This is a genomic window from Chryseobacterium sp. TQ-BC-N36, assembly GCF_058382295.1.
Genome location: NZ_CM178175.1, coordinates 5,130,909 through 5,144,690, shown reverse-complemented (window position 1 = coordinate 5,144,690; position 13,782 = coordinate 5,130,909). Strand labels below are relative to the sequence as shown.

General features: G+C 39.1%; 9 protein-coding genes. 1 reads left to right on the top strand and 8 read right to left on the bottom strand.

The genetic code is table 11. The features are described from left to right. Position 1: 1 nt before the first annotated feature. Positions 2-901 carry a cell division protein FtsX gene (locus tag AC3FI7_RS23280; protein WP_142725844.1) on the bottom strand — a complete coding sequence of 300 codons (900 nt, stop codon included), beginning with the start codon at positions 899-901 and terminating at the stop codon, positions 2-4. 91 nt (positions 902-992) lie between these two features. On the opposite strand from AC3FI7_RS23280, the gene rsmA reads away from it, so the two are divergent. After that, positions 993-1,763, top strand: a complete 771-nt coding sequence (rsmA, locus tag AC3FI7_RS23275; protein ID WP_491461025.1) for a 16S rRNA (adenine(1518)-N(6)/adenine(1519)-N(6))-dimethyltransferase RsmA — start codon at positions 993-995, stop codon at positions 1,761-1,763. 127 nt (positions 1,764-1,890) lie between these two features. Here the strand turns inward: rsmA and AC3FI7_RS23270 are convergent, their stop codons facing one another. The 7 genes from AC3FI7_RS23270 to rdgB all read right to left on the bottom strand — a co-directional run bounded on the left by AC3FI7_RS23270 (position 1,891) and on the right by rdgB (position 13,772). Next, positions 1,891-4,251, bottom strand: a complete 2,361-nt coding sequence (locus tag AC3FI7_RS23270) for a choice-of-anchor L domain-containing protein (RefSeq protein ID WP_142725846.1) — start codon at positions 4,249-4,251, stop codon at positions 1,891-1,893. A 286-nt stretch (positions 4,252-4,537) separates the two neighbouring features. After that, entirely contained in the window at positions 4,538-8,122 is a 3,585-nt protein-coding gene (locus AC3FI7_RS23265; protein WP_491461024.1) for a choice-of-anchor L domain-containing protein, read from the bottom strand. Positions 8,123-8,289: 167 nt separating this feature from the next. After that, positions 8,290-10,650 carry a choice-of-anchor L domain-containing protein gene (locus AC3FI7_RS23260; protein ID WP_142725848.1) on the bottom strand — a complete coding sequence of 787 codons (2,361 nt, stop codon included), beginning with the start codon at positions 10,648-10,650 and terminating at the stop codon, positions 8,290-8,292. Positions 10,651-10,853: 203 nt separating this feature from the next. Then, a complete protein-coding gene (locus AC3FI7_RS23255) occupies positions 10,854-11,411 on the bottom strand; it encodes a DUF1003 domain-containing protein (RefSeq protein ID WP_142725849.1) in 558 nt (185 codons plus the stop codon). Between the two features lie 12 nt (positions 11,412-11,423). Next, positions 11,424-12,194: a TIGR02757 family protein gene (locus AC3FI7_RS23250; RefSeq protein ID WP_491461023.1), complete on the bottom strand. Its 771-nt coding sequence runs from the start codon at positions 12,192-12,194 to the stop codon at positions 11,424-11,426. A gap of 7 nt (positions 12,195-12,201) precedes the next feature. After that, the gene (locus tag AC3FI7_RS23245; RefSeq protein ID WP_142725850.1) at positions 12,202-13,116 is read right to left on the bottom strand and encodes a ribonuclease Z; all 915 of its coding nucleotides are present in this window, start codon (positions 13,114-13,116) and stop codon (positions 12,202-12,204) included. 68 nt (positions 13,117-13,184) lie between these two features. Continuing rightward, positions 13,185-13,772 (bottom strand): RdgB/HAM1 family non-canonical purine NTP pyrophosphatase, encoded by a 588-nt coding sequence (gene rdgB, locus AC3FI7_RS23240; RefSeq protein ID WP_491461022.1) that lies wholly within the window; start codon positions 13,770-13,772, stop codon positions 13,185-13,187. Positions 13,773-13,782 lie beyond the last annotated feature (10 nt).

The following is a 13,782-nucleotide window of genomic DNA, read 5'->3' as shown; positions in this document are numbered from 1 at the left end:
ATTAAGAGTAATATAAATCGTCAACGTTTGATTTTAAGAATCTCCATGTAGCGAAAATTGTACTTAAGACAGAAATAAAAATCCCTACTCCCAGTACCAGAATCACCAGCCAGAAATACTGGTTGGTATCCTGCACAAAAGCAGAACCGATCTGGTTTGTAAAGTAATACCATATCCCTCCTAAAGCAAGAAGGCCAATTACAGAACCGATAGCTCCTAAAATAATAGCTTCTATAATGAAAGGTTTAAGGATAAATCTTCTTTTCGCTCCCACCAACTGCATGGTTTTAATAATAAATCTCTTTGAAAATATCTTCAGACGGATAGAATTGTTGATCAATACAACCGCTAATACCAGGAACAGAATTGAAAATCCAAAGATCCATTTTAAGATTCTGCTCAGGTTATTATAAACATCTACCATTAAAGTGCTGTCATTTTTCACATCGATAATTCCCGGAACAGATTTGATCTCTTTAATGGCTTCATCAATTTTAGCAGGATCTACGAATTCCGGTTTTAAAGCAACTTCAATGGAGGAAGGGAATATATTTTCTTCAAACAGGGCATCACTGTCAATCCCCATGCTCTTCTTGGCTTCTTTTGCAGCCATGTCTCTTGAAATATAGGTTGCTTTTTTTACAGGAGCTAATAACTGTACCTTTTTAAAAGTTTCTTCCTCAAGTTTTGCAATTTTTACAGAATCTTTAGCGTCATAGTTTTCATCAAAATAGGCGTTCACCACCAGCTGTTCTTTGATATAGTCAGAATACTTCTGGGCATTAATCAGAATAAGCCCCATTAATCCTAACAAAAATAACACTAAGGCAATACTTATCACTACTGTAATATTGCTGGACCGAAGCCTTTTCTTATTAAATTCATCTACAGATTTAGCCATTAATATTAAAATTTTTGGCTAAAATAGAAAAAAACTTCCGAAATTTGGGACGAAATAAAGAAAATCATTGTTAATAAAATCATAAAAAACTTTGAGTGTAAAAGCAAAAAAACATCTGGGACAGCACTTCCTGACAGATGAAAATATCGCAAGGAAAATTGTAGAAGGCCTTAGTTTTGAGAACTATAATAATATTATGGAAGTTGGCCCGGGAATGGGAGTTCTTACCAAATATCTTCTTGAAAAAGATCAGAACATTTATCTTGCAGAAATCGATACGGAATCTATCGAATACCTGAAAAATAATTATACAAAGGTTACTGAAGAAACTTTTGTGGGAGATTTCCTGAAGCAGGATTTCAACTTTATCAAAGACGATCAGATCGCCATCATTGGTAATTTCCCCTATAATATTTCATCTCAGATTCTGTTTCAGATTGTAGATCATTATGAACTGATCCCAGAAATGGTAGGAATGTTCCAGAAAGAAGTGGCGGAAAGAACAGCTGCTGTGCCGAGAACTAAAGATTATGGAATTCTTTCTGTTCTGATACAGGCCTATTATGATGTATCCTATATGTTCACGGTACATGAGAATGTTTTCAACCCGCCGCCAAAAGTAAAATCCGGAGTCATCCGCCTTACAAGAAACCCTAAGGAAGGTCTAGCAGGTAATGAAGTCCTTTTTAAGCTGATTGTAAAAGCAGGGTTCAATCAAAGGAGAAAAAAGCTTTCCAATGCCTTGAAAGTATTGAACATTCCTGAAGCTTTAAAAGGGCATGAATTTTTAGATAAGAGAGCGGAAGAACTTAGTGTTACAGATTTTATACACTTCGCAAATCTCTGGAAAGAAAATCAATAAAACAATTATGATAAAAGTTCCTGATAAAGGAACTTTTTTATTGGATTGAATGCAATAATTACTCGTTAAAAACAGAAAGCCTTTCAAATAAATTCGAAAGGCTTTCTTTTATATTACATTATCAATTTTAATTTCTGTTTTTCAACATGATCCATCCTGACCAGTTCATCTGAGCTTTTGATTTTGGATATTCAAAATTGAACTTATACCAGTATGTTGCTGTAGGAAGTCTCTTACCCCCTACTGTTCCGTCCCACACAGGATTTTCTTTTGAGAATCTGAACATCTCCACTCCGTATCTGTCATACACAGAACCCGTAAAGTTTTTAAAGTCTCCAAGAGCTTTAAGGTCTAATACATCGTTAACTCCGTCCTGATTTGGTGTAATGATGTTGTTGATCTGCAATGTAAAGAATTCAAGAGATCCCACACAGTGCGTACCTACTCTTCTTACTAAAACAGTATAGTTTGTATTATCTAAAAGATTGGTAAATACGTTTGAAGACTGCCAGGTTATTCCGTTATCCAGAGAATATTCCAAAGTACTTGGTGTATTGTTCATCGGAGGATTCTCTGCAGTGATTGTTACTGTTTTTTTGATACTTTCATAGTTCAAAGCGGTAACAAAAGGAGTTGCAGCCCCCATCACTTTAGCCTCAAAAACTTTCTTACAGATACCATTGTCAACTTCTACAGAATAGATCCCCCATTGGTCTACATCAATTTTCTGAGTCGTTGCCCCTGTACTCCAAAGGTATTTAAATCCTTGTCCTGCTCCTGCATCAAGAGTTACGATGTCACCTACACACATTTCAACATCTTTTAACGGCGAAGTGATTTCCGGAGTAACTTCGATTCTTATAGTTGCCGGATTCAGAGATTTACAACCTTTCGGTCCAATGGCGTATACTGTAAATGTGGTGGTCTGATATAAAGTAACCGTCTGCGTATCACCAGTTCCCATAAAATTACTCCACAGATAGGTAGCTCCTCCGTCAGCGGTAAGAGTTACAGATTCTCCCGGACATATTTTTATTCTGGAAGATTTTACTGCGGCCGTCGGTGTTACCTCTTTCAGTAATTTCAACTCTACAATCTTACTACAAAATGCTCCATTGGAAACAAGTACATACAGGATTTGGCCGTCATTACCATTATAGTTTAACGGAGTCTGAATATAGTTTCCATTTTGTGCAATTGCATCCGCCTGATTTTCATAGAATTTAAAAATAGCTCCCGGCGTCGGGCTAATAGTAGATGTAATGGTGCTTAAATCAAAAGTGGTAATATCCGGCGTGCTACACAGCAACAAAGTGGCATCCTGAGCCTGAGGTGTTGTCCCACCATGAATCTGAATGGTAGCTTTTCCCGGACACGGGTTCCCCGGAACACTTACTTCAATCGTATAGGTACCTGGCTGCACTGCCGTAATCGTATTGGTAGTGGCATTAGGAACAGGTGCTCCGTTATAATACCACTGATAAACAAGGTTAGGATCACTTACAGAAGCGGTGATTACCTGCGGTACATTATCACAGACATTGATATCTGAAGGTAATTTTGTCCCGGAAGAATCTAAAAGATCTACCCCGATATTGAAAGATCCCCCTTCAAGGAATACAGCAGAGTCATAGCTATGGTCACTGTAATCGGCAATAACCATTTTGAAGTGATACTCCTGTCCTGCTACTACCGTGGCTGTAGCTGTCAATGGAATTGTTCTCCCGTTAAAATTCGTTTCAATATTCGCAGTATTGTAACCACCAAAATACTGTTCGTTTACGGCACCACAGCTGGATCCGATTGCGGGGTGAATATTCGTAATACTTACCGGTCCTGCACCGCCGGGAAGTACAGCCATATTCACATAAGGCCCACCGGAAGTAGGTCTCAATAATATAGCAAAAGCATCAGCAAATGTACAAGGGAATGAACCGGTGTATTCTTCAGACGCGATCAGATAATTAAATTTAATCTGACTTGTCGTAGGCACGAAATCAAATTCCAGAAGAACAGCATCATTCAGTCTGTTCTCCACTACTCCGATAACCTGTGCAAGATCGGGATCAGAACCTCCACCATTAACATCACTAAGAGTATTGGCTTCAAGACCGTTCCCTGCCTTTCTTGCATATCCCGTGGAAAGAATAAGACCATCCTTAAAAGGGAAATTGGTTGTTGCTTTATGAAAATATCCCCATGCTCTGTCTGCATTACTTGCGGCATGGTTCGGGGTAATCTTCACATTGGTTACATTAGGTGTCAGACACGTATTGGTCCCGGATGAAATCAGTACATCTTTTACTATTTTATCAATAGTGTAAGTACTTTCAATATATTGCGGGGCATTTACATCAATAAAAGCGCCTGCTCTTCTTGACAGTGCCGTACTGGCTTCCTTTACACTCTTTCTGGGTAACGGGGTCTGGGAAAATAAAAAAGTCGAGATGACCAAAAAAAATAAACAAAGCGGTAGATATCTTCTCATAATATTTTTGTTTCAACAAATTTAATTTTTTTTTAAATATCTCATACACATATTTGTATTTTTTACAGCAAAAAAACAAAATAAGAACCTCTTAGCGTAAATTTTCATTAATCAATCCCTATCCATACAGCCCTTAAATGATGTGGTAGCATCCTGTTACAAATTGTTTTAACATATTCTTCACCTTTTTCAGATAATTCACAAAATGCGATAACATCTATGATCATAAACAACGAAATCTTTCAGTACTGAAAGATTTCGTTGTTTATTTAATTTTAAGAATATTTTAATTTCTGTTTTTCAGAAGAATCCATCCGGAACGCTGTTCCATTTTTTTACTGGCCGGATTTTCCCACTGTACCCTGTACCAATAAGTCCCTGTAGGAAGATTGATTCCTTTTAAAGAGCCTCTCCATATTACATCACCCTTTCCTGCTTTGAATACTTCTGCCCCGTACCTGTCAAAGATAGAAGCTGCAAAATCTTTGTATCCGCTGATTCCTGTGAAGTCAATCGTATCATTGATACCATCCATATTAGGGGTAATAGCATTGCTGATAACGAATGTAAAATAGTCCAGTGAAGTACCACATTTAGCTCCCTGCACCCTTACCATCACAGAATACATGGTATTATTCAGAACACCTGTAAATATATTGGATGTCTGCCATGTCAGCCCTCCGTCTATAGAGTATTCCAAAACACCTCCTGTAGGATTACTTGCTGTAAGGGTAAGAATATGATTATCATAAACAATATTCGTAAACTGCGGTAAATCAGGATTGATCAGTTGGGCTGTGAACGTTTTGGAACAGACTCCGTTACTTATGGTCACCGAATAAGTCCCGGGAAGGTTAGTCGTTATGGTCTGAGTCGTTGCTCCTGTACTCCACAAATAAGTGTAATTAGGTCCTGCACCTGCATCCAGCGTTCCTTTATCTCCGGCACATACAAATACATCTTTTAATGTAGAAACAATGGCAGGAACTACTTCAACGGTAACTTTGGCAGGGTTTACAGAACTACATCCGTTTCCTCCCAAAGCATATACTGAATACTCTGTAGTTACTGTAGGAGTAACCACCTGGGTATTCCCGTTTCCGGTAAGGCCATTCCCCCAGCTATACGTTATCCCTCCGGAAGCTGTTAATGTTACAGATTCCCCTTCACAGATTTTAAACTTGGAGGCAGTAAGCCCTGCTATTGGCGGGCCAACCTGTACAGTAACACTTGCCGGCGTTGCAGAAACACATCCGTTAGCCCCCACAGCAAAAACCGTATATACTGTAGTTGTTGTAGGTGAAACAACCTGCGTACTTCCGTTTCCGGTAAGACCATTGCCCCAATTATAGGTTACCCCTCCGGAGGCTGTTAATGTTACGGATTCCCCCACGCAGATACGGGGTTGTGAAGAAACAAGTGCAGCAACTGGCTGAACTTTATCTTCCTGTACCGTTACAGTTGAGGTAAATGTACAGCTTAAGTTTCCGGGCTGTGATACATTGGTAACTGTCAGCGTATATGTCCCTCCGGCACTTACAACAGGGGTAAGCGTATTACCTCCCGAAACGATGGTTCCCCCGGTTGTTGTCCAGGTAATAGTAGAACCTGCAGGCACTACAGATGCCGAAGCATTAATTGTAATCTGAGGAGCTGCACAGGTAACTGTTTGTGGTGCAGCAATTGTAAGTGTAGTCTGAGCTGTACTTAATAATTGCAAAGATACAACATAGCTGCAGCCTCCATTGCTTACCAGTACATAAATCGTCTGGCTTCCTCCCGGCGGCGTATATGCCGTAGGTGTTACAATAAAGTTTCCGTTAGCAGCATTGGCATCGGCCTGATTGACATAGTAAGTAAAAGTAACTCCTGCTGTACTGGTGATCTGAGGCTGTGCTTCTGTAAGGTTATAAGTCAGCCCCGGTTGATAACACTTATGTAATGTTGCATTCTGCGCTGTAAAAGGTTCAGACACTTCAATTGTTATAGTGGCAGGATTTTGAGATACACAGCCATTAGCCCCCACTGCTGTTACCGTATAAGTGGTTGTAACGGTAGGTGAAACCACCTGTGTGTTTCCATTTCCGGTAAGGCCATTCCCCCAGTTATAGGTAACTCCTCCTGAAGCGGTAAGGGTTACAGAATCCCCCTTACAGATTTTTATTTTATTTGAAGTAAGCCCGGTAACCGGCGGAGCACTGTTCCCGGTAACGGTGACAGTACCCACAGCTGTACAGCTGATATTACCTGGCTGATACACTTTTGTTATAGTTAAAGTATAGGTTCCTGGAGCGTTAATAACAGGATTTAAGGTTGTTCCGCCTGAAACAATATTTCCTCCTGTAGTTGTCCAGTTAAAGGTAGCACCTGCAGGATACACTGAAGCTGATGCATCCAGAGTAGTCTGGGAGTTGGCACAGGTTAAAACTGCCGGAGGTGCAATCGTAGGTATCATTTGTGGAGCTTTTATCAGTTGAAGCTCTGCTACCTTTGCACAGAAACCGTTGGCTACTCTTACATATACCGTCCCACCTGCGCTTGGATAGGCTGTAGGATTAGGAATTGTATTTGCATTTCCAGCATTAGCATCTGCCAGTATAGCGTAGTATGAAAATACAGCACCGGGAGTCGTACTTATCAAGGCCTGTGCTGAAGTTAAATTAAAGGTTGCATTTCCTGCGGTATAACAGGCCGTTAAAGTAGCATTCTGTACTGTAGGAGACGTTCCGCCTACAACTGTAATTGTAGCTTCACCGGGACAGCTGTTTCCCTGGATAAAAACCTTAACAGTATATACACCCGGCGCGGTTGCTGTGTAACTTGCACTGGTAGCCCCGGGAATCGGATTGGTTCCTGAATACCACTGATATGTTATATTAGGTCCCTGAACAGAAGCAGTAAAAGTCTGTGGTGTATTGTCACACATATTCACAGATGCAGGAAGCTGTACTCCTGCCGGATCAAGAATTTTTACTCCTATATCAAATGATCCTGCTTCCAGAAATACAGCAGAATCGAAATTAGGATCCTGGTAGTCTGCAAGTACAATTTTAAAATGATACGTTTCCCCGGGAATTACCGTTGCATGTGCAGTCAGAGGAATAGTCCGGCCATTAAAATTGGTTTCGATCTGAGCTGTATTGGTTCCTCCGTAATACGCTTCATTCTTAGGTCCGCAGTTTTGATATTGCGGGTGAATATTGGTAACACTTACGGGACCTGCTCCTGCTGGAAGCACTGCAAGGTTGGTATAAGTAGGGTCAGTTGCTTTTTTTAACAGTAAAGCAAAGCCATCCGTAATGGTACACGGGAAATTTTGCTGATATTCTTTTGAGGCAAACAGATATCTGAATGTAATTTCAGTGGAGGCTGCTACAAAGTCAAACTCTATAGAGGTAGCATTGGTGAGGTTGTTGTTTCCGATTCCCAAGGCATTTGCCAGATCTACATCTCCACCTGTTCCCAGATCATCACTTAAAGTTCCCTGGAAAACATTTCCTGCTTTAGCAGCATATCCTGTAGACAGAATAATTCCTTTACTGAAGGGGAAGTTGGTGTTGGCTTTATTAAAATATCCCCAGCTACGGTTCTGATTGGTAGCAGGTAGATTCGGAGAAACGGTCACATTACTTACACTTGAGTTGGTACAGGTTCCTCCTGATATAAGAACATCTTTTACCAGCTGAGCTATAGGATATCCGGATTCCGGATAACTGGGTGCATTTACATCGATAAAAACACCGGCTCTCAAAGAAGCTGCTTTAGGTTTTGCAGCAATTTCCACCCTGCCTTTATTTTGAGCCAAAACAAAGTTTACGATACAAGTTAAAAATAGTGCTAAAAATAAATTTCCTCTCCTCCTATTTAACATTTTATATTATTTTAAACAAAAATACTATTTTTTTTGATTGAAATTCAAGTTAACACAATTTACATTATTACTAACGCAAATTTATTTATGTTAGAATATCAACTCTGTTTATTTTAAAATAATAAAAAAAGACTGACAAAATAGCCAGTCTTTCAGTTATCGTTTAATTATTCTATATTTTTAAGCAATATCCATCCTGTTTTCACAGTAAGTTCTTTACTCGCAGGATCTTCAAAGGTTACCTGATACCAATACGTTGAAGTAGGAAGCTTCTTGCCCTGGAAATATCCGTCCCAATATGGTCTTATCTTCTCGGCTTTGAAGACTTCTCTTCCGTATCTGTCGAAAACCTGTCCGCTGAAGTCTTTATAGTTAACAACTCCGCTAAAGTCAATAACATCATTGATGTTATCTCCATTTGGAGTAATCACGTTTTTCATAACAAACGTAAAGAATTCAAGAAAGCCTACACAGCTTGTAAATTTAACTCTTACCCGGATTGAGATGACTTTATTTTTAGGAACATTATTGAATATATTGGATGCCTGCCATGTAACCCCATTATCTACTGAATATTCCAGAATACCGTTACTCGGATTACTTGCTGTAAGGATCATTGTTCCTGACTCGTTATAATCCACTTTTGTCACTTCCGGAATTACAGCTTTAATAACCTGGGTCTTAAACTCTTTTGAACAGACACCGTTACTGATCATTACCGAATACTCTCCCGGAGTACCTACTGTAATACTTTGACTTGTTTCACCGGTACTCCACTGATAGGTATATCCGGGTCCTGAACCTGCATCCAGAATAATCTTATCTCCCTGGCAGATATGGCCGCCTTTCAGGTTTGAAACAATGGCCGGTACTACTTCGATGGTAATACGTGCCGGTTGAAGAGATTTACATCCCTGTGCCCCGATTGCATACACAGTATAGGTTGTTGTCTGAGTAGGGCTTACTGTTCTTATTCCTCCTGTAGCAGCTGCAGAATCACTCCATTGGTAGGTTACTCCGCCAGATGCAGTTAACAATACAGATTCACCGGCACAGATTTTTAATCTTGGTGCTGTCAGTAAAGCGGTTGGAGTTTCTTCCTTTCTTAAAGTTAACGTTGCAATTCTACTGCAGAATGCCCCGTTGGAAACCAATACATATAATATTTGTCCATCAGTCCCTGTATAGCTGGTCAAATTGGTGATATAACTGTTGTTTTGTGCCTGCGCATCAGCCTGATTCGCATAGAAACGGAATACAGCTCCCTGCGTTGTACTGATGAGCGGTTTTGCCGTTTCCAGGTTAAAGGTAGTCAATGTAGGTGTTGTACAGAGTTTGAGTTCAGCATTCTGTACGGTAGGGCTTGTTCCTCCGATAATTGTAATGGTTGCTTCACTAGGACACTGGTTCCCCGGAACCATTACTTTTACAGTATATACCCCTGGCTGGGTTGCTACATAAACAGCATTGGTTGCCCCCGAGATTGCTACGCCGTCCTTATACCACTGATAGGTCATTCCAGGAATCGGGGCTACCTGAGCTTTAAGCTGTTTGGGTGTATTGTCACACATATTGATCGTACCAGGCAGTACCACTCCGGCATCATCTACAATTTTAATTCCTACATCAAAAGAACCTCCTTCCAGGAAGACTGCCGAGTCATGGGTAGAATCCTTTGCATCAGCCAATACCATTTTAAAATGATAAGTCTGTCCCGGAATTACATCTGCCACAGCCGTTAATGGGGTTGTTCTTCCGAAATAATTAATAAGCACATGCGGGTTTGCTAATCCTCCAAAATAAGCTGCATTGATAGGTCCGCAACTGAATCCGTTTCCCGCAGGAACAATGTTGGTTGCACTTACAGGCCCCGCAGTTCCAGGTAATACCGCAAGGTTGGTATAAGTGGGATCTCCCACTTTCTTCAGCAACAGTGCGAAAGCATCAGAATAACCGAGACATGGATAATTTGAAGTATATTCATCGGAAGCGAATATATAATTAAATTTTACCTGGTTAGAGTTAGGTACAAAATCAAATTCAAGAGCAACTGCATCTGTTAAGCTAACATTGGCTCCTGTAGCTGCTACAAGATCTGCATCACTTCCTGTTCCTACTGATTGTCCAACAGCAGACACATAGCTATTACCTGCTTCAGAAGCATATCCTGTAGTCAGGACAATCCCATCCGTAAAAGGAAAATTGGTTGTTCCTTTATGAAAGTATCCCCAGAATCGGTTACTGTTGGTCACATCATGATTGGGAGAAACCGTAACATTGGTCACATTAGCGGTTGTACAGTTGGTTCCTCCGTTGATCAGAATATTCTTTACCAACTGCTCGGGAGTGTAGTTTGAAGGGGTGTAAGGAGGTACATTCACATCTATGAATGCCCCTGCCCTAAGACTGGCAGCAGAAGGTTTTATTCTTTCAGATTTTCTGACAGGTCTCGTTTGAGAAAATACAGAAACAGAAATCAATAAAAAAGAAAAAAGGAAAAAATAGTTTTTTAGTCTATAAATTAACATTTTGTTTTCATTTGTTCAAATGTAGCAAAAATAATATTATCAGATCAGCCTTTAACGCTACTATTTTATAAATAACCCTTCAGATTTATAACATTTTTTTCTTATTGTTACATTTTCCGCAAATTATTTAACTGAAAAATTCATGCATAAAAAAAACAGATCAATCATATTGACCTGTTCTATTGTATTGTTAGTATTTTTATTTATTCATTGTCTTTTTTCAGTTGATCAATCTCATTCTGAAGCTGGGAAATAATATCTTTTAAGGCTTTTATTTCATTTTTGTTAGAGCTCACATTACTTTTCAGCATTACATTTTTTGCTCTCTCATTATGATCTTCCTCTTCCTCTTCTTCATTGATCTCTTCGATATCTTCACTGATTTCCTCTATATCTTCCTGGATATCCTCAATATCTTCATTGATCTCCTCAATGTCTTCGCTGATCTCTTCAATATCCTCACTGATTTCCTCTATATCTTCCTGAATATCCTCAATATCCTCCTGAATATCTTCAATTTTTTCGTGGCTTTTATTCACAGACATCTGGATAAAGATAGCCAGATAAATAGCTTCCAGAGAAAGTACTGTAGTAAGAATCAGAAGCATCTTATCAAAATCAACAATATTCAGCATCGGAAGTAAAAACGAAGTAAGAAAAAGCAGAGTATGTACAACCAAAGACTGGATAGATCCTATCCATGAGGTAATACTGTCCGCTATTTTTTCAAGAACTTCTGTTTTTTCGTTATATTTTTTCATCCTTTATATTTTTTACAACAGTTCTTTGGTTACTCCTAATCCAAACAGGGCAAAATCATATTTTGCAGGGTCTTTTCCATCAAATTTTCTGATGGCAATATCCAGTTCCTCCACGGTTTTCCAATCATTCTGGGTACGGGAAACCAATCCTAATTTTCTGGAGATATTTCCGGTATGCACATCCAAAGGAATAGAAAGGTTTTTCTGATCTGTATTTTCCCAGATTCCAAAGTCTACTCCGCGTTTATCTTTGCGCACCATCCACCTTAAAAACATAATAATCCTTTTAGCAGAAGAATTTTTGTAAGGTGAACTGATATGTTTATGACTTCTGTGCTTTTCTGTTCCCAGAAACTCACTTCTGAATCTTTCGATGGCATGGAGAAAATTATTCTCTGATTTTTTTACTTCAAAGAGATTTTCAAGACTTTCATTTTCTCTGTAAACTCTGTTGAACTGTCTGATAAAATAGGAGAAATCCTGTCCGTTAAAAGTCCTGTGAATGCTTTTATCCTGAATATCTTCCAGATTTTTTTCCGAATAATTCATCACAAAATCATACGGGGAGTTCCCCATGATATCAAGCATTTTATCAGCAGAATTAATGATTGATTTTCTGTTTCCCCAGGAAATTGTAGCGGCCAGAAACCCTGCTATCTCAATGTCCTGTTTTAAAGAAAAACGATGCGGAATCTGTATCGGGTCATTTTCAATAAAATCAGGAGCATTGTACTGATCTGCTTTTTCGTTAAGAAAATCTCTTAATTCTTCAAATTTCAGCATACTCATTTTAAATCTTAACACTTTCCAACGCTTTCGGTAAAAATGTATTGGGGAAAATTTCTCTGGCTTCATCGGTAAACACTGTCAGATCCCCATATCTATTGGAAAAGTGCCCTAGAATAAGTTTTCCCACCTGTGCTTTCTGAGCAATAGTAGCCGCTTCCAATGCTGTCGTATGTCCCGTATAATCAGCCATTTCTTTCAGATCGTGTAAAAATGTAGATTCGTGATACAAAACCGTTGCATTTTTTATGATCGGAATGACACTTTCAAGGTAACGGGTATCACTGCAAAATGCATAAGATACCGACGGAGCCGGATCAACAGTCAGAATTTCATTTTTAAGAACATACCCATCGCTCAGTACAAAATCCTTCCCTGCCTTGATATTGTGATAATCACAGGTTTCAATTTCACTGTACTTGGCGATCTCCTTCATATTAAGATGTCTGTCTTTCGGCTTTTCTTTAAAAAGGTAACCATTACAGTAAATCCTGTGATCCAAAGGAATGGTATACACTTCTATCCTGTTGTCCTCATATATTTTTTCAGAATAATCTTTATCCAGTTCATGATAAACCACTTCAAAACCACGATGGGTTTCTGTAATCTGAAAAATGGTTTCCAGCATCTTCTTAATTCCTTTGGGCCCATACACATGCAACGGATTTTCTCTTCCTAAAAGGCGGAAAGAAGCAATAAGCCCCGGCAGACCAAAACAGTGATCCCCGTGAAGATGGGAAATAAAAATATGATTGATTTTTGAAAATCTTGCTTTTGCTTTTCTCAGCTGCACCTGTGTACCTTCTCCACAATCAATCAGAAAGAGTCTCTCCTCCATTTCCAGCAGCTGGGCCGTGGGTGATGTATTGATCGTTGGAATAGCTGAATTAAAGCCTAATATTGTTAAATAAGTACTCAAATCAATAATTTATTACAGCAAATGTACAACAGAAAAACTAAATGGGTATTGAACGCTGATACTTAAACTTAATCAGTCACTTTTAAAAAATCCATCAATAAGTCTAACGCCTGTTTACGGTGACTGATTTTATTTTTGTCTGCAGGGTCCATTTCTGCAAAGGTTCTTTCATATCCTTCAGGAACAAAAATAGGATCATACCCGAATCCTTTAAAGCCCTTATTTTCTGTCAGTAAATTTCCGTGCACTCTGCCTTCAAAATATTGGGCACCGTTTTCATCATAATAACACAAAACTGTTATAAAATAAGCCTTTCTGTTTTCAATCCCCTGCATTTCCTCCAATACTTTTTCAATGTTTTTGGCAAAGTCATGATCTCCGGCATAACGGGCAGAAAAAATTCCAGGTCTGCCATCCAAAGATTCTACGACCAGACCGCTGTCATCTCCTAAACTTGGAATCCCTGTCTTTTCAAAACAGTATTTTGCTTTGATAAGTGCATTGGCATGGAAAGAGTCTCCATCTTCCACAATTTCTTCGTGAATATTATAGTCCGTAAGACTTTTTACCACACAGTCTTTTCCAAGGATCTGCTGGATTTCTTCTTTTTTATGTTCGTTGTGCGTTGCTACTAATAATTCCATTTCTATTTTCATTTTCAATTTT

What these genes read in the sequence shown, in the direction of transcription:
- rdgB (WP_491461022.1), bottom strand. Translation starts at nt 13,772, where the DNA reads ATGAAAATAGAAATGGAATTATTAGTAGCAACGCACAACGAACATAAA.
- AC3FI7_RS23250 (WP_491461023.1), bottom strand. Translation starts at nt 12,194, where the DNA reads ATGCTGAAATTTGAAGAATTAAGAGATTTTCTTAACGAAAAAGCAGAT.
- AC3FI7_RS23255 (WP_142725849.1), bottom strand. Translation starts at nt 11,411, where the DNA reads ATGAAAAAATATAACGAAAAAACAGAAGTTCTTGAAAAAATAGCGGAC.
- AC3FI7_RS23265 (WP_491461024.1), bottom strand. Translation starts at nt 8,122, where the DNA reads ATGTTAAATAGGAGGAGAGGAAATTTATTTTTAGCACTATTTTTAACT.
- AC3FI7_RS23280 (WP_142725844.1), bottom strand. Translation starts at nt 901, where the DNA reads ATGGCTAAATCTGTAGATGAATTTAATAAGAAAAGGCTTCGGTCCAGC.
- AC3FI7_RS23270 (WP_142725846.1), bottom strand. Translation starts at nt 4,251, where the DNA reads ATGAGAAGATATCTACCGCTTTGTTTATTTTTTTTGGTCATCTCGACT.
- AC3FI7_RS23260 (WP_142725848.1), bottom strand. Translation starts at nt 10,650, where the DNA reads ATGTTAATTTATAGACTAAAAAACTATTTTTTCCTTTTTTCTTTTTTA.